At 59.2% G+C, this 15,947-nt stretch carries 19 protein-coding genes; 6 read left to right on the top strand and 13 right to left on the bottom strand.

Annotated features, from left to right (window positions below; genetic code table 11):
* Positions 1 to 45: 45 nt before the first annotated feature.
* The 10 genes from LRO94_RS15090 to LRO94_RS15045 form a co-directional block, all read right to left on the bottom strand.
* Positions 46 to 1,668, bottom strand: a complete 1,623-nt coding sequence (locus LRO94_RS15090; RefSeq protein ID WP_179178945.1) for an ABC-F family ATP-binding cassette domain-containing protein — start codon at positions 1,666 to 1,668, stop codon at positions 46 to 48.
* A 124-nt stretch (positions 1,669 to 1,792) separates the two neighbouring features.
* Positions 1,793 to 2,821 (bottom strand): DNA topoisomerase IB, encoded by a 1,029-nt coding sequence (locus LRO94_RS15085; RefSeq protein WP_032885714.1) that lies wholly within the window; start codon positions 2,819 to 2,821, stop codon positions 1,793 to 1,795.
* Between the two features lie 72 nt (positions 2,822 to 2,893).
* A complete protein-coding gene (gene modC, locus LRO94_RS15080; protein WP_179178946.1) occupies positions 2,894 to 3,973 on the bottom strand; it encodes a molybdenum ABC transporter ATP-binding protein in 1,080 nt (359 codons plus the stop codon).
* Between the two features lie 5 nt (positions 3,974 to 3,978).
* The gene (gene modB, locus LRO94_RS15075) at positions 3,979 to 4,659 is read right to left on the bottom strand and encodes a molybdate ABC transporter permease subunit (protein ID WP_179178947.1); all 681 of its coding nucleotides are present in this window, start codon (positions 4,657 to 4,659) and stop codon (positions 3,979 to 3,981) included.
* Positions 4,660 to 5,418, bottom strand: a complete 759-nt coding sequence (gene modA / locus LRO94_RS15070) for a molybdate ABC transporter substrate-binding protein (protein ID WP_179178948.1) — start codon at positions 5,416 to 5,418, stop codon at positions 4,660 to 4,662. It abuts the gene before it with no gap.
* 117 nt (positions 5,419 to 5,535) lie between these two features.
* Positions 5,536 to 6,594, bottom strand: coding sequence for an NAD(P)H-dependent flavin oxidoreductase (locus tag LRO94_RS15065; protein WP_179178949.1), 1,059 nt, complete (start codon positions 6,592 to 6,594; stop codon positions 5,536 to 5,538).
* A 106-nt stretch (positions 6,595 to 6,700) separates the two neighbouring features.
* Positions 6,701 to 7,747, bottom strand: coding sequence for a bifunctional DNA-binding transcriptional regulator/O6-methylguanine-DNA methyltransferase Ada (ada, locus tag LRO94_RS15060; RefSeq protein ID WP_122753419.1), 1,047 nt, complete (start codon positions 7,745 to 7,747; stop codon positions 6,701 to 6,703).
* 75 nt (positions 7,748 to 7,822) lie between these two features.
* Positions 7,823 to 8,488 carry a DNA oxidative demethylase AlkB gene (gene alkB / locus LRO94_RS15055; RefSeq protein WP_122765182.1) on the bottom strand — a complete coding sequence of 222 codons (666 nt, stop codon included), beginning with the start codon at positions 8,486 to 8,488 and terminating at the stop codon, positions 7,823 to 7,825.
* A 4-nt stretch (positions 8,489 to 8,492) separates the two neighbouring features.
* Positions 8,493 to 8,657 (bottom strand): hypothetical protein, encoded by a 165-nt coding sequence (locus tag LRO94_RS15050; protein ID WP_095184721.1) that lies wholly within the window; start codon positions 8,655 to 8,657, stop codon positions 8,493 to 8,495.
* 25 nt (positions 8,658 to 8,682) lie between these two features.
* The gene (locus LRO94_RS15045) at positions 8,683 to 8,985 is read right to left on the bottom strand and encodes a DUF1883 domain-containing protein (protein ID WP_003173824.1); all 303 of its coding nucleotides are present in this window, start codon (positions 8,983 to 8,985) and stop codon (positions 8,683 to 8,685) included.
* A gap of 213 nt (positions 8,986 to 9,198) precedes the next feature.
* Here LRO94_RS15045 and LRO94_RS15040 point away from each other — a divergent pair, with 213 nt between their 5' ends.
* Positions 9,199 to 9,552, top strand: a complete 354-nt coding sequence (locus LRO94_RS15040) for a hypothetical protein (protein WP_032885707.1) — start codon at positions 9,199 to 9,201, stop codon at positions 9,550 to 9,552.
* A 22-nt stretch (positions 9,553 to 9,574) separates the two neighbouring features.
* On the top strand, positions 9,575 to 9,805 hold the full coding sequence (locus LRO94_RS15035; RefSeq protein ID WP_095184722.1) for a hypothetical protein: 231 nt from the start codon (positions 9,575 to 9,577) through the stop codon (positions 9,803 to 9,805).
* Positions 9,806 to 9,812: 7 nt separating this feature from the next.
* Here the strand turns inward: LRO94_RS15035 and LRO94_RS15030 are convergent, their stop codons facing one another.
* Together LRO94_RS15030 and LRO94_RS15025 are read right to left on the bottom strand one after the other, a co-directional pair.
* A complete protein-coding gene (locus LRO94_RS15030) occupies positions 9,813 to 10,094 on the bottom strand; it encodes a hypothetical protein (RefSeq protein ID WP_032885705.1) in 282 nt (93 codons plus the stop codon).
* Between the two features lie 143 nt (positions 10,095 to 10,237).
* On the bottom strand, positions 10,238 to 10,423 hold the full coding sequence (locus LRO94_RS15025) for a hypothetical protein (protein ID WP_003191311.1): 186 nt from the start codon (positions 10,421 to 10,423) through the stop codon (positions 10,238 to 10,240).
* A gap of 310 nt (positions 10,424 to 10,733) precedes the next feature.
* Between LRO94_RS15025 and galU the strand changes: the two genes are divergently transcribed.
* Positions 10,734 to 11,573, top strand: coding sequence for a UTP--glucose-1-phosphate uridylyltransferase GalU (galU, locus tag LRO94_RS15020; RefSeq protein ID WP_003212579.1), 840 nt, complete (start codon positions 10,734 to 10,736; stop codon positions 11,571 to 11,573).
* Between the two features lie 99 nt (positions 11,574 to 11,672).
* Entirely contained in the window at positions 11,673 to 13,031 is a 1,359-nt protein-coding gene (gorA, locus tag LRO94_RS15015) for a glutathione-disulfide reductase (protein ID WP_179178950.1), read from the top strand.
* On the opposite strand, the gene LRO94_RS15010 is transcribed toward gorA, so the two are convergent.
* Positions 13,032 to 14,039, bottom strand: a complete 1,008-nt coding sequence (locus LRO94_RS15010) for a DNA-binding protein (protein WP_179178951.1) — start codon at positions 14,037 to 14,039, stop codon at positions 13,032 to 13,034. It abuts the gene before it with no gap.
* Between the two features lie 170 nt (positions 14,040 to 14,209).
* Here LRO94_RS15010 and LRO94_RS15005 point away from each other — a divergent pair, with 170 nt between their 5' ends.
* Together LRO94_RS15005 and ahpC are read left to right on the top strand one after the other, a co-directional pair.
* Positions 14,210 to 15,142, top strand: coding sequence for a site-specific integrase (locus LRO94_RS15005; RefSeq protein ID WP_179178952.1), 933 nt, complete (start codon positions 14,210 to 14,212; stop codon positions 15,140 to 15,142).
* 133 nt (positions 15,143 to 15,275) lie between these two features.
* Positions 15,276 to 15,839 (top strand): alkyl hydroperoxide reductase subunit C, encoded by a 564-nt coding sequence (ahpC, locus tag LRO94_RS15000; RefSeq protein WP_032885701.1) that lies wholly within the window; start codon positions 15,276 to 15,278, stop codon positions 15,837 to 15,839.
* The last annotated feature ends 108 nt before the right edge of the window (positions 15,840 to 15,947 follow it).

Genomic DNA, 15,947 nt, shown 5'->3' with positions numbered 1-15,947 from the left:
ATCCGGCCACTACGGTAGGGCGCTTTGACCACGCATGCAATGACCTCAGGCAGCTTCCAGGCGCCAGCCCTCCTGCGTCCAGTTCAAGCGGTGCGTCGGCCCGATCGCCTGCACAAACGCTTCATCATGCGACACCACCACCATCGCTCCGCTAAACCCTTGCAGCGCCTGCTCAAAAGCCCTCACCGATTCCAGGTCCAAGTGATTGGTAGGCTCGTCGAGCAGCAACAGTTGCGCGGGCACGTGGCGCCACAGGGCAATCGCCATGGCGGCTTTCAAACGTTCGCCGCCGCTGAGTTGTACCGCGGGTTGTGTCACGCGCAGGGCGTCCAGTTGCAGCAAGGCTAGGCGCGCACGCAACTCGGCTTCGGTCAGCGGCGTACCGAGCAGGTTGAGCTGTTCGATGATCGAGCGCTGGTTGTCCAGCAGGGTGAGATGCTGATCAATGTAGGCACTGGGCACGTGCACGCTGCATTGCCCCGTGACCGTTTGCCATTGGCCAGCCAACAGCTTGAGCAGCGTGGACTTGCCGCAACCGTTCGGCCCATGCACCGCGACACGTACCGGGCCTGTGAGGTGCATGTTGACGCACCTCGCGGGCAGCCACGGCAGTTGGGCATCGATTAAGGTCGCGACTGTGCGCCCGCTGGGCACCGTCGACGCCGGTAATGCGAGCAACGTTGTCGACTCATCCTGTACCCGCTCGTAAGCCTGGCGCACCTGGCTGTCCAGATCTTCTTTGCGGTGCCGATGGGCGCTGCGTACGGTGCTGACGATTTGTGTGGCCGCGCCTTTCCAGCGTGCCTTGGTGAATCGGTCAATGTTGGCGACTTGCGCCTGCTTGCGGGAGTGGGCTGCGTTGCGTTGCAGGCTGTCGTGGTCCTTTTGCAGGCGCTTGCGTTCGCGGCTGCGCTCCAGGCGTGCGTGCTCCAATGCGGCGACAGCGGCCTGCTGTTGGTTGTCTCGTTGCACGCGATAGGCATCGTAATTACCGCCATACACCCGCACGCCGAGGGGCGACAGCTCGATGATGCGCCCCAGGCTATTGAGCAACTGCCGATCATGGCTGACCACCACCAGGCCGCCACGCCAATCAGCCAGAACCCGCAGCAGCCACGTGCGGCCTGCGCTGTCGAGGTGGTTGGTGGGCTCATCAAGCACCAGCAACTGCGGCGCAGACAACAGCGCACCGATCACCACAACCCGCGCCAGTTGGCCACCGCTGAGTTGCTCGGCAGGCGTGCTGGCACTCAGCTGTGACAACCCCGCTGTATCCAAAGCGCTGCGTAAGCGGTCGGCGAGGTCCCAGCGTTCATTGATCAATGCCAGATCTTCCACGCTGGCGGTGCCTTGGGCCATGCGCTCCAACGCCGCCAAGGCGTCTGCGACCCCTGTGAGTTGGGCGACGGTATCCCCCGGTTCGACGACAACCGCCTGTGGCACATATGCCACGTTTGGCGGGCGATCCAGCGCGCCGGAGGAGGGTGAAAGCAACCCGGCGATCAGCTTGGCGAGAACACTTTTGCCCCGGCCATTGCGCCCCACAATCCCGGTGGGCGTATGGTCAATGGACAGCGTGAGGTCTTCCAGCAGGGTTTCGCCGTTGGCGAATTGGAAAGACAGGTGTTGCAGGGAAACCAACGCGGGCAGCCGGTTGACGTGAGTCATCAGCACCTCCAAAGCAATGTCGAACAGGCCAACAAGCACGCCAGGCGGCTCGTTGCAGGTACATTCTGGAAGGCTTAGTGGTTCACGTCGGCGGTCATCCCATAGGGCAGAAAGGAGGCAGAGCCTAACTCGCCTTGGCGAGCTGTTCAAGGAACATGGCCAGTGCGACTTCCTCAGCCTTAAGCCCTTTGCGCACCCGAGGCTTGGGCAAGGTGTGCAGTTCGCCCAGGCTGAAATGCTCCAGCACTGCTGGATGGATATAGCACTTGCGGCACACTGCCGGTGTATTCCCCAACTGCCGGGCCACGTCCTTGACCATGGCCACCACATGCCGTTTGGCGTCGGATTCCGGCTGCCATTCCAACTCACGCAACACGGCGAGCGCCATGGCGGTGCCGGCCCAGGTGCGATAGTCCTTGGCGGTGAAGTCGGCGCCGGTGAGGCTGTGCAGGTACGCATTTACATCATGGGAACTGACGGTGCGCCGCTCGCCGTCTTCGTCCAGATACTGAAACAGATCCTGCCCGGGCAATTCCATGCAGCGCTTGACCACGTTCGCCAAGCGTCGATCCTTGACGCTGACCTGATGCTCCACGCCGCTTTTGCCGCGAAACTGGAACTGAATCTCGCTGCCCTTGACGTCCACATGGCGGTTACGCAGCGTGGTCAAACCGTAGGATTTGTTGTCGCGTGCGTACTGGGTATTGCCGACTCGAATCAAGGTGGCGTCCAGCAGCATCACCACCGTGGCCAGCACTTTTTCTCGGGTGAAACCGGGTTCGGCCAGTTGCGCTTCCAGCTGCTTGCGCAGCTTGGGCAGTGCGCTACCGAACGCTTGCAGGCGTGAGTATTTGTCGGTGTCGCGCACTTCGCGCCAGCGTGGGTGGTAGCGGTATTGCTTGCGTCCACGGGCGTCGCGTCCGGTGGCTTGCAGATGGCCACGCGGGTCGGCGCAGATCCACACGTCGGTGTAGGCGGGCGGGACGGCGAGGGCGTTCAGACGTTTGATTTCGTCCTTGTCTGTGATGCGCTCAGCCTTGGCATTGAAATACTGGAACTTGCCGCGCACATGTTTGCGGCGAATGCCGGGCTGGGTGTCGTCAACGTAATGCAGGTCGCGGGGCAGGTCGGCGGGGATCGCGGAGTCAGGCATAGCGGGTTCCTTGGCAACAAATCAGGCCGGTATGTCTGATTGACCACAGCGTTTTGCGGTCGTGCCAAATGGTTACGCCAGTACCGCGACTGCCTTGATTTGTGCCCACAGCGTCTGGCCCGGATGCAGGTGCAACTGGTCGCGGGAGAAGCGGGTGATGCGCGCCAGCAGGGGCGTGCCCTCGGCTTCCAGGCGTACAAGTACGTGGGCGCTGTTGTCTGCGGGTATTTCCTGGATGACCGTTACCGGCAAGCGGTTGAGGATGCTGCTCGGTTCCGATCCTTGCAGGCTGAGGCTGACGTCTCGCGCCTGCACCTTGACCCGCAGCGCTTTGCCCACGGCCAGCGGTGCATGGGCCACGCGCATGGACAGGGCGCTGTCGGGCAGATGCAGCGTCAGCAACTGATAGTCCGCGTCATAGGCACTGACGGTGCCGTTGATCACCACGCCGGCATCGTCGCCCCGCGCCAACGGCAGGTCGAGCCGCGCCAGGGTTTCGCCGATCGGGCCGCTGGCCAACGCCTTGCCGTCACTGAGCAGGACGATGTGGTCCGCCAGGCGCGCGACTTCATCCTGGGCATGGCTGACGTACAGCACCGGGATGTCCAGTTCGTCGTGCAGGCGTTCCAGGTACGGCAGGATTTCATTTTTTCGCTGGCTGTCGAGGGCGGCCAACGGTTCATCCATCAACAGCAGTTTCGGGCTGGTGAGCAAGGCGCGGGCGATGCCGATGCGCTGGTGTTCACCGCCGGACAAGTGCTGGGGGGTTCGCTCAAGTAGGTGACCGATCCCCAACAGCTCCGTGGCCTGGGCCATGTCCACCCGGCGCTGCTGGCGGGGAATGCGTTTGAGACCGAACTCCAGGTTGGCCCGCACCGACAAATGCGGGAACAGGCTGGCCTCCTGAAACACATAACCCAGCGCGCGCTTATGAGGCGGTACGAACAACCCGCTGCGGCTGTCTTGCCAGACGTCATCGTTCACCTGGATAAAACCGTCGGCGGCGCGCTCCAGCCCGGCGATGCAGCGCAGACAGGTGGTCTTGCCGGAGCCGGAATGCCCGTACAGCGCGGTGACACCACGCCCTGGAAGATGGAGGTCCACCTCCAGGGCAAAGCCGGAATAGTTGAGTTGCAGGCGTACATCAATCATCGACATCAGCTCCAGCCCATCTTGGTTTTACGGCTGGAGTAGAGCGCCAGCAACACGAGGAACGCGAACACCACCATGGCGCCGGCCAACCAATGGGCCTGGGCGTATTCCATGGCTTCAACATGGTCGTAGATCTGCACCGAGACCACGCGGGTCTTGTCCGGGATATTGCCGCCGATCATCAGCACCACGCCAAACTCACCGACAGTGTGGGCGAATCCGAGGATCGAGGCAGTGATAAACCCCGGGCGCGCCAGGGGCAGGATGACCGTAAAGAATGTATCCCATGGATTGGCGCGTAAGGTCGCGGCCACTTCCAATGGGCGAGTGCCGATGGCGGAGAAGGCGTTTTGCAACGGCTGCACCACGAACGGCATGGAATAGATCACAGAACCAATGACGAGCCCGGCGAAACTGAAGGTGAGGGTGCCCAGGCCGAGCCATTGGGTGAGCTGCCCGAAGTAGCCATGGGGGCCCATGGTCAGCAGCAGGTAAAAGCCGATTACCGTGGGTGGCAACACCAGCGGCAGGGCCACTATCGCGCCGATGGGACCGCGCCACCAGGAGCGGGTGCGCGACAGCCACAGGGCAATTGGAGTGCCGATGACCAGCAGGATCACGGTGGTCAGTGACGCCAGTTTGATGGTCAACCAGATAGCGGAAAAATCGGCACTCGATAGGGGCATTTATTTGGCCAGCTCGTAACCGTAGGACTTAATGACGGCAGCGGCTTTCGGCCCTTTGAGGTACTCGACCAGCGCTTTGGCAGCGGCGCTGTCTTTGCCTTTGTTGAGGATCACCGCGTCTTGTTTGATCGGGTCGTGCATGGCTGCGGGGACAATCCACGCCGAACCGCTGGTGACTTTGCCGTCTTTATAGATCTGCGACAAGGCGACAAAACCCAGCTCTGCGTTGCCGGTGGACACGAACTGGAATGCCTGGGTGATGTTCTGGCCTTCGACGAGCTTGTCCTTGACCTTCTCGGTCAGGCCTTCTTTCGCCAGTACTTGGGTCGCGGCCAGGCCGTAAGGTGCGGCTTTCGGGTTGGCGATGGACAGGTGCTTGAAGTCGTTTTTCTTCAGGACTTCACCCTTGGCGTCCACATAGCCGTCTTTGGCCGACCACAGCGCGAGGGTGCCCACGGCGTAGGTGAAGCGCGTGCCTTTGACGGTGTCGCCTTCGCTTTCGAGTTTTTGCGGGGTGGTGTCGTCGGCGCTGAAGAACACTTCAAACGGGGCACCGTTCTTGATCTGGGTGTAGAGCTGCCCGGTCGCGCCGTAGGCAGCGACCAGCTTGTGGCCGGTGTCTTTTTCGAAGTCGGCGGCAATAGCCTGGATCGGCGCGGTGAAGTTGGCGGCGACGGCCACTTGCACCTCATCAGCGTGGGCGGAGCCGAAAGAGAATGCAGCGACCAGCAAGGCAAGGCGTGAGGCGTGAATCATCATGAAGCAGCTCCTTGGGATGTACGGCTTGTTCTAGGGAGAAGGGCTAACCGCTATGTATTGGAATATATAGCGGTTAGCCATCGCCGGTACAGCGCAAAGTTGCCACCTATTTCTGGGCTATTTAAGTTTGGCCAGCGTTTGTTCGGCCAGTTCGCGGGTCAGGTCGTAGGTCGTCATGTCTTTGCCAAGGCGCAGTGCCTGGCCTGACCACAGGTTGCTGAAACCCGCTTCATCCTTGGCCTTGAGGGGCATCAAAGCGCCGCCAGCACGCGGAAACGCGGGTGCTGCCGGGTTGATTGCACCCAGTTCACGCATCAGCCGGTTGACGATGCCTCGCGCCGGACGGCCGGTGAACAGGTTGGTCAGCGCAGTTTCGCTGGCCTGTGCGTGACGCAGTGCGCGGTGATGGGACGCGCTGACCGTCGCTTCAGGCGTGAATAAATACGCGGTGCCGATTTGTACCGCGCTCGCCCCCAAGGCAAACGCCGCGACAATACCCCGTGCATCGCCAACACCACCGGCGGCAATCACTGGCACCTTCACGGCGTCGACGATCTGGGGTAAGAGGGCGAACAGACCTATCTGCGTGTTGAGGTCATCACTGAGGAATAATCCTCTATGCCCGCCGGCCTCGCTGCCCATGGCGATAATTGCGTCGCAACCGTGCTGTTCAAGCCAAACGGCCTCTTCCACGGTGGTGGCCGACGACAACACCCGGGCGCCGGTGGCTTTTACCCGGTCCAACAAGGATGTTTCCGGCAGGCCGAAGTGGAAACTGACGACTTCGGGTCGGAATTCTTCCACTACCCGGCAGGCAGCGTCATTGAACGGGGCGCGGTCACTGACAGGGGTAGGCGCCTCAAAGTCAGCGCCCAATTCACGGTAGTAAGGCTCCAGCAACGCCTTCCAGCGGCGATCCCGCGCTTCATCTGCTTCGGGCGGCTGGTGGCAGAAGAAGTTGACGTTGATAGGGCGGGCGCTGGCGTGGCGAATAGTGATCAGCGCCTCGCGCAATTGCTCGATACTCAGTGTCGCCGCAGGCATTGAGCCGAGTGCACCGGCTTGGCAGGCCGCAATGACCATTGCAGCGGTAGTGGCACCGGCCATGGGCGCCTGAATGATGGGCAGGTCGATGCCCAATAGGTCGAGAATGCGCGTGTCTGGCCAGTTGCTCATGGGGTGCGTCTCCAGCGATCGTCGGACTTTTCGCTGTTTTAGCAGGGCATCCGCCGTGCGGCCAGTCCGTTTTATTCACTGGACGACGTTGCGTTTTCGTGCGGGTTTAGTGGTCGCGTTCACGGTCGAGCAATTGCTGCTTGCGCTCAACGCCCCAGCGATAGCCGGACAGATCACCATTGCTGCGTACCACGCGGTGACACGGAATCGCGACCGCCAAACAGTTAGCGCCGCAGGCCTGGGCTACAGCCCGGAACGACTTGGGCGCGCCAATGCGCTCGGCAATTTGCCCATAGCTCGCGGTGTCGCCTACCGGTATATCGCGCAACGCCTGCCAGACCCGTTGCTGGAATGCGGTGCCGCGCAGGTCCAACGGCAAATCCAGTCCGAGGGCGGGTGCCTCGATGAAACCTACGACGTGTGCGATCAGCTGTTCGAAGTTGTGGTCGGCTCCCACCAGGTCAGCGTTGGGAAACTGGTCTTGCAGGTCACGCACCAGTTGGTCCGGCTCATCCCCTAGCAGGATCGCGCACACCCCGCGGCTGCTCTGGGCCACCAGAATCGAACCCAGTGAACATTCTCCGACAGCAAACAGGATTGCACTGTTGGTGCCGCCGGCCTTGTAGTCACTGGGTTTCATCCCCAGCAACTGGTCGGCTGATTCATAAAAGCGGCTATTAGAGTTGAAGCCAGCGTCGTACAAGGCATCGGTCACCGTCTGTTTTGCCTTGAGTCCATTGCGCACTTTTTGTGAGCGATGTGCGCTGGCGTAGCCCTTCGGCGTCAAGCCGGTGACGGCTTTGAAGATCCGATGGAAATGGAAAGGGCTCAGCCCGGCGAGGGTGGCGAGGGTGTTGAGGTTGGGTGGGATTTCTGCCTGCTCGATATGGCGGCAGGCGTCGGCCACCCGTTGTGCGTCTTGCGCGGCCCGTTGAGTCTGATCACCGGCGGCGCGTTTGCTGGGACGATAACCGGCTGCTTCGGCCTGCGCGGGTGTGTCGAAGAATTCGATATTTTCCGGGCGCGGCAAGCGCGAGACGCTGCTGGGACGGCAATACACGCCGGTGGTTTTCACACCGTAGACGAACAGCGTGTCGGCCTTGGAATCACGGGCGAGTATCGCCGCCCAGCGCGGATCTTGTTCGGTAGTCATGTTCGGCACTCTTGACGGATCCCGGCCAGATTAGCCGTGCCGCGCCGGTCAGGCACTCCGAAGCTTGCGCTCAAATTAGCCAGCGGTGCGAAAAGTCAGGTTGATGCGTTGCGGGCCCATGATCGGGTGCACGCCTTCCTTGATCGGCATCACACCATGGAAACGCAGGCGGTCAACGCCGCCCCAGACAACCACGTCGCCATGGAACAGCGAGACCTTTTGGGTTTTGTCACTGCGCTGGTGTCCACCAAAAAGGAAAATCGCCGGTAACCCCAGCGAAACCGACACCACGGGCGCGCTGTACTGACGTTCATTCTTGTCTTGATGCAGCGACATTTTGGCGCCTGGTACGTAGCGGTTGATCAGGCAAGCGTCGGGCGCGAAGTCGATAAACCCCGCGTCTGCCGCCGCCAGGACGGCAAGTTGTCGCAAAACATCGGGCAGTGCCGGCCACGGTTGTTGACTGCGCGGATCCAGCGGGCTGTAGCGGTAACCGCTGGTGTCGGTGGTCCAACCCAGGGCGCCGCAACTGCTCAGCGCCGCGGACATGGTGAAACCACCAGGGGTGACCATTTGCCGAAACGGGGATTGAGCCAGCACGCGCCGCAACTCGGGCAGAAGCCGCTCAATCCACGGCAGGGCGAAGCCCCGTAATACGTAGGACTGTTCACCAATTTGCTCGCGCCCTGCGGGTTGTTGCAAGGCGTCATCGGCGAAAAGGTCGGCTGTGGGGCCGGGCATGTTCTTACAGCGCCTTGCTCACGTTGATGTCGGTGATCACATCACTGGCATCATGGATTTTCGCCAAAGCCTGCAAGGCCTCTTCCACGCTGTTGGTCGTCAGTTGGGCGAACTCAAAGCGGCGTTCGCCGTTGAGTTTGTACTTGATTACGTATTTGGTGGTGGTCACGGTGATTTCCTGTGGCGTGTTCGAATCAGCTCAGCTTGGTGCTGGTGCGACGTACAATGCGAATCTTGTGGGACAGCGCGGGTTTGCGCGTAACGCTGATGGCGCGGCGGGTCACTACATCCAGGGTAATGTTCCAGAATCCGGTGCTGGGAGCAGTGATCTTGGCGGGAAACTTGTCGAACGCGCCGCCGTGGTAAGTGTGACGGCCGCCATTTTTAAAGCTGCGAAAATTCGCATCGCTCATCAGGCGGATATTGCAAGTCTGCGAGCATTCGATGACGACGATATCTCCCTCATTGAGGTGCTCGCGCTGGTGAATGAATTTCATGAGGGTGTCTCCAGAAGGGCTTTTTCTGAAAAATCAGAACGATACGTAGGTTAAGATGGAGTTTATCAGCCCCAGCGCGTTTATTATCGGCCTGTCTTCAACGTCGTCGACAATTTAAAACAGTTATTTACCGAGTAATCAGGGATAAATCCTACGTGGGCGGGAGAAAATTACCATCCCGGCTGTCGTAGGGTCTTTAAGTGGAGATTTTGTATGAAGTGGAGTGTGTTGGTTCTGGCCTTGGCGATAGGTGGGTGTGCTTCGGTTGCAGATATCAAGCAGACCCCACCGACGCTGGCGGTCATTTCGGGGAAGAAACCCCAGGAATACGCCGCGTGTGTGGTTCGGAAACTATCTACTACCCGCCGGCCGCCCCAGATCGAGCCGCATAAGGACGGTGGCGTGCAGGTGATCGTTCCACAGAAGTTCTCGGCCGATCCTTCGGCGATTTTCGAAATTGACGAGCGTTCCAGTGGTAGCAGCATCAAGCTGTACGAGAGCATGTCCAACGTGCCGATCCGCCCGGGCGACGTAAAGAAGGCCGGGGAAGAATGCATTTCTGGCTGATGCCGTTGTGGAAAAATCAGATATGAAGCGTGAACACGTCCAAGCCCGGCAGGCCGAGGGGCAAATCTCGGCGACCCATGTCATCCAGAATCCTGCCGACCTTGGCGAATGGATCGTGTTCTTCAAGAAAAGCGGGGGGCGCAGTTATTTCCTGGTCGATGATCAGGATGAGGTCGAATCCTTTGCCAGCCTTGATGAGCTGACCGAGATCCTAAGGGAGCTGGGCATCAAGTTTGCCGAGATCCACTTGTAGCCTGCAGTTACTTGCAGACCACCACCACACTGCGGTTTTTAAAATTGCCGACGTCCTGGCCCAAGGTCTTGTCGCTTTCCTTCAAGGATGGCGTGCCCTCTGTGCCGACGATGCGATAGCCGGTGCCTGCGCAGGAGGCGTCGGCTTTTTCGTAGCAGCTGGCCCAAGAGTTGGCTTCGCCGGAGCAGTCGATGGTCAGGCCTTGCTCGCCGTTTTTTAGGTAGACATCGGAAGTGGTGGTGCAGCCGGCAAGCGCCAGTACCGCAGTCAGTGCCAGAAGTTTGTTCATGAGTGTTCGTCGTCGAGGGTGTGGGAAGGGCGCTGACACTGTCGTGGGGCGTTTTCGGCAGATTATAGCGAACTGCCATCTAGGTACAGATAAACACAAAAAAAGCCCCTTAAATCGGGGGCTTTTTGCGTAGGCCTGTAGGCTTACTTGGTCTTCGGTCGTTTGCTCGACGCGTGGCCCGCTTCATCCACAAACACTTCGGCTACGGCAATCGCCATGCTCTCGGTCTCGAAAACGCCCGCGACGCTGTCGCCGTGGAAGTTGATCAGGTGCCAGCCGTCTGCTCGCTTGGTGATCAGGTAGCCGTTCACGCCTTTGGGTTCTGACATCTATTAACAATCTCGTGGTCTGGTTCAAGGTCATCATGATAGCGCCAAATGCCGAGCAGCCGCGCAAGTTATTCCAAGGCAGTGTTCCGGCCTTGAAAGCGTGCTAAAAGGGTTTACGCTCTTTTAAACAGGGGCGCGGGGGCATTTTTTGCCGTGGCGGTGCAAACGTTCTTCGTAAGATAAGTGGAACTTACGCCGACATTTTTTCTCTATGTTGACATCGCAACGCCAGCAGGACCCATTGTAAGGTGACTGCGGCGTGATTAGACTGCGCCGAATTCCGTACGCACAGCCCTTTGTAAGGACTTATATGATCAAGAAATGCTTGTTCCCAGCAGCCGGTTACGGCACTCGCTTCTTGCCAGCGACCAAGGCCATGCCTAAAGAGATGCTGCCGGTGGTAAACAAGCCACTGATTCAGTACGGCGTCGAAGAGGCATTGGATGCCGGTCTGAACGAAATCTCCATCGTTACCGGTCGTGGTAAACGCGCCCTGGAAGACCACTTCGACATCAGCTACGAGCTGGAAAACCAAATCAAGGGCACCGACAAGGAAAAATACCTGGTCGGTATCCGCAAGCTGCTGGACGAGTGCTCGTTCTCCTACACCCGTCAGACCCAGATGAAAGGCCTTGGCCACGCCATCCTGACCGGTCGCCCGCTGATCGGTGACGAACCGTTCGCCGTGGTGCTCGCGGACGACCTGTGTGTGAACCTGGAAGGCGACGGCGTACTGACCCAAATGGTCAAGCTGTACCAGAAATACCGTTGCACCATCGTTGCGGTTCAAGAAGTTGATCCTCAAGAGACCAACAAGTACGGCGTGATCGCCGGTGACGACATTGGTGATGGCCTGATCCGCGTACGCGACATGGTTGAGAAGCCGGCGCCTGAAGATGCACCGTCGAATCTGGCGATCATCGGTCGTTACATCCTGACTCCGGACATCTTCAAGCTGATCGAAGAAACCGAGCCAGGCAAGGGTGGTGAAATCCAAATCACCGACGCCCTGTTGAAGCAGGCCAAAGACGGTTGCGTGATCGCGTACAAGTTCAAGGGTCGTCGTTTTGACTGCGGTGGCGCCGAAGGCTACATCGAAGCAACCAACTTCTGCTACGAGCACTTCTACAAGACTGGCAAGGCTTACTGATTCACGCTTGCCCGCTGCTAAAAAGCCACCTCCGGGTGGCTTTTTCGTTTTTCAGCCCCATGTAAGTCGGTATGCTGATGTCCTGCCGAGGAGAGTGAAATGGCCTACGATTTTGATCTGTATGTAATTGGCGCCGGTTCCGGCGGTGTTCGTGCGGCGCGCTTTGCTGCGGGCTTTGGCGCCAAGGTAGCCGTGGCGGAAAGCCGCTATTTGGGCGGCACCTGCGTTAACGTGGGCTGCGTACCTAAGAAGCTGTTGGTGTACGGCGCGCATTTTGCCGAAGACTTCGAGCAGGCCAGTGGCTTTGGCTGGTCCCTTGGGGAGGCGAATTTTGATTGGGCGACGCTGATCGCCAACAAGGATCGCGAGATCAACCGCCTCAATGGCATCTACCGCAACTTGCTGGTCAACAGTGGCGTGACCCTGCATGAAGGGCATGCGCGCTTGGTTGATCCGCATCAAGTGGAGATCAATGGCGAGCGTTTCACCGCCAAACACATCCTGATCGCAACTGGCGGCTGGCCGCAGATTCCGGATATTCCAGGGCGTGAGCACGCCATCGGCTCCAACGAGGCGTTCTTCCTTAAAGAGCTGCCCAAGCGCGTGCTGGTCGTGGGTGGTGGTTATATCGCCGTTGAGTTCGCGGGTATTTTCCATGGGCTGGGTGCTAAGACGTCGCTGCTGTATCGCGGCGATCTGTTCCTGCGTGGTTTTGATGGTGCGGTGCGCAAGCACCTGCAGGAAGAGCTGACCAAGCGTGGCCTGGACCTGCAATTCAATGCCGATATCGAACGCATTGAAAAACAAGCCGACGGTAGCCTTAAGGCCACCCTGAAGGATGGTCGTGTACTGGAAGCCGATTGCGTCTTCTACGCCACGGGCCGGCGTCCGATGCTGGATAACCTGGGGCTGGAAAACACAGACGTCACGTTGGATGAGCGCGGCTTTGTTCAGGTCAATGACCTGTACGAAACCACCGAAGCATCAATTCTGGCTATCGGTGATGTGATCGGTCGCGTGCAGTTGACGCCGGTGGCGCTGGCCGAAGGCATGGCTGTGGCGCGTCGCCTCTTCAAGCCTGAGCAATATCGCCCGGTGGATTACGCAATGATCCCGACGGCGGTATTCAGCTTGCCGAATATCGGCACTGTCGGCTTGACGGAAGAAGAGGCGAAAAAGAACGGCCATAAGGTGCAGATCTTCGAAAGCCGTTTCCGGCCAATGAAGTTGACCCTGACGGATTGCCAGGAGAAAACCCTGATGAAATTGGTGGTTGATGCCGACACCGACAAGGTGCTGGGTTGCCATATGGTCGGTCCGGACGCCGGTGAGATCGTCCAGGGCCTTGCGATTGCGCTCAAGGCCGGCGCCACCAAGCGTCACTTCGATGAAACCATCGGCGTGCACCCTACGGCGGCGGAAGAGTTTGTCACCATGCGCACGCCTGTGGCGGACTGATCAGGCTTTAGGCGTTGCCTCTGGCGCCGTTGCAACGACGGCCGCCAGTCGCAATGCCTCGATACTGGCCTGAGCCTTGATAAGGTCCAGTTCCAGGGTCTTGTTGGCGTGCTGGTGTTCGGTCAGCGCTTCCTGGCGTGACTGGCTTTCCAGTACGGCTACCCGCAGACGCTCTTGAAGCAGGGCGCGCTCGCTATCTATCTGGCTCATCTGTTCGCTCAGCTTCGCCTGCTGCGCTTGATCTTTGCGGGCTTGCTCCTGCAGCGTCGTCAATTCCTTCGCCGTCACCCGATGTTCGATCAGTAGGCGCTCGTTGTCGCGATGCAGTTGAGTGATCTCATCCTGGCGCACCATAGCGCTTTGTTGGGCCTGGCGCAGTTCCGCCTGTACCTGCTGCAGCTGGCCTTCATGGCGCCGCTGCTCCTGCTCGCGTTGCTCCTTGATCGCATTGCGGTAGTGCTCCAGCGCGTCGCGGGCGTGAAGGTGCTTTTCTTCCAGTGAGCGAATCTGTTCGTCCTTATCGCTAATCCTCAGCTCGTAATCACTGCACGCCTGGCTAAGCCCTGCATTACGGGTTTGCTCGGTCTGAAGGCTGGTACTGGCTGTTTGCAGCGCAGCGCTTTCTTCTGCCAGCGCCGCGGCCTGAATATCGAATTGCTGCTTGAATTGGCCGTGGGCCTCTTGAAGCGCGTCGAGCTCGGCAAGCAGGGCAGCTTTCTGCTGTTCGAACTGCGCCAAGGCCAGGTCAATCGGCTCTTGAGCCTTCTCTTTTAAGCGCTGAGCCAGTCGCGAAACCAGTTCACCCAGCTCGTCGTCAATCGGCGCTTCGGTGATGGTTAGGCGACTTTCGCTGTCGTCCAGCTCCTTCAGGTAGCGATGGATCGTGGTTTTCGAACCGGTATTGCCCATTTCGATGCGTACTGCGTCGATGCTTGGGTTCTCGCCGCGGGCAAGGATCGCCAGGCGTGCCGTTTGAACTACTGCTTTGTTTATGCCGCCGCGAGCCATGGGATCTCCGTCGATTTAGTATTGTGGTACATGGTATGTATATACGTACTATATCACGAATATAAAGTCCTTAAAAATCAAGCTTTCTCAGATGGGATATTGGAGTATTATCCCGCGTCATAAGCGCTTCACGCGCAGAAACGCATACCCGCAGTACGAATAGGCCTCCCATGAGCGATCTTGATCGTTATCTCAACGCTGCCACCCGCGACAACACACGCCGTAGCTACCGCGCGGCGATTGAGCACTTTGAAGTCAGCTGGGGCGGGTTTCTGCCGGCCACCAGTGACAGCGTGGCACGCTATCTGGCGGCCCATGCGGGCGTGCTTGCGGTTAACACGCTGAAGCTGAGGCTGTCGGCGCTTGCGCAATGGCACACCAGCCAGGGGTTCCCCGACCCGACCAAAGCCCCGGTGGTGCGCAAAGTGCTCAAGGGGATTCGCGCCGTGCACCCTGTGCAGGAGAAGCAGGCCGAGCCATTGCAGCTCAAGCATTTGGAGCAGGTGGTTGCATCGCTTGACGCTGAAGCGCAAGAGGCAGCCCACGCACACGATCAGCCGCGCTTGCTGCGTGCCAAGCGCGACACCGCGTTAATCCTGCTCGGCTTCTGGCGTGGCTTTCGTAGCGATGAGTTGTGTCGACTGAGCATTGAACATGTTCAGGCCACACCCGGAACCGGCATCAGCCTGTACCTTCCGCGTAGCAAAAGTGACCGCGACAACCTCGGCAAGACCTATCACACGCCTGCGCTGCTACGCCTGTGCCCCGTTCAGGCCTACAGCGAATGGCTCAGCGCAGCAGCGCTGGTGCGTGGTCCGGTATTCCGGGGCATCGACCGTTGGGGCAACCTGGGCGAGGAGGGCTTGCACCCCAACAGCGTGATCCCGTTGTTGCGTCAGGCGCTGGAGCGCGCAGGCATCGCCGCCGAGCAGTACACCAGCCATTCCTTGCGTCGGGGCTTTGCCACCTGGGCGCATCGCAGCGGCTGGGATTTAAAGTCGTTGATGAGTTACGTCGGCTGGAACGACATGAAATCCGCCATGCGCTATGTTGAAGCGACGCCCTTTCTTGGCATGACATTGGCCACTCAACCGCTGCTTTGAGATTTCTTCTATTAATACAGTCTCCTGATAGGGAAAACCAATCGTCAGCATCAGGTTTGCCAATGAGCCAGCGTCGGAAAGAGTGGGTAGGATTCACCCCATCAACTTCTTAACCCCTGACGGAGAGTCAACGATGCCTATCATCAACAGCCAAGTAAAACCGTTCAAAGCTACCGCGTTCAAAAACGGCAACTTCGTAGACGTGTCTGATGCTGACCTGAAAGGTAAGTGGTCGGTGTTCTTCTTCTACCCAGCCGACTTCACCTTCGTTTGCCCAACCGAGCTGGAAGACCTGGCTGACAACCACGCCGAATTCCAGAAACTGGGCGTCGAAATCTACAGCGTTTCCACCGACACCCATTTTGCCCACGCTGCCTGGCACAACACCTCGCCAGCCATCGGCAAGATCCAATACACCATGATCGGCGACCCAACCCTGACCATCTCCCGCAACTTCGACGTGCTGATCGAAGAAGCTGGCCTGGCAGATCGCGGTACGTTCGTGATCAACCCAGAAGGTCAGATCAAGATCGTTGAACTGAACGACGGCGGTGTTGGCCGTGACGCTTCCGAGCTGCTGCGCAAAATCAAAGCTGCCCAGTACGTCGCTGCCCACCCAGGCGAAGTGTGCCCAGCCAAGTGGAAAGAAGGCGAGGCCACCTTGGCTCCGTCCCTGGACCTGGTCGGCAAGATCTAAGTCTATGAAGCATCAAGGGCGGGTTTCCGCACCTACCAAGTAAGCTGCAACCGCCCTCAAAAACGCCCGGGCGAGATTCGCTCGGGCGTTTTTTTATACCCAGAATTA

Origin of the sequence: Pseudomonas sivasensis (assembly GCF_021391435.1) — a bacterium.
In the GTDB taxonomy this organism is placed as follows: domain Bacteria; phylum Pseudomonadota; class Gammaproteobacteria; order Pseudomonadales; family Pseudomonadaceae; genus Aquipseudomonas; species Aquipseudomonas sivasensis.
This window is presented reverse-complemented; position numbering and strand designations above follow the sequence as displayed.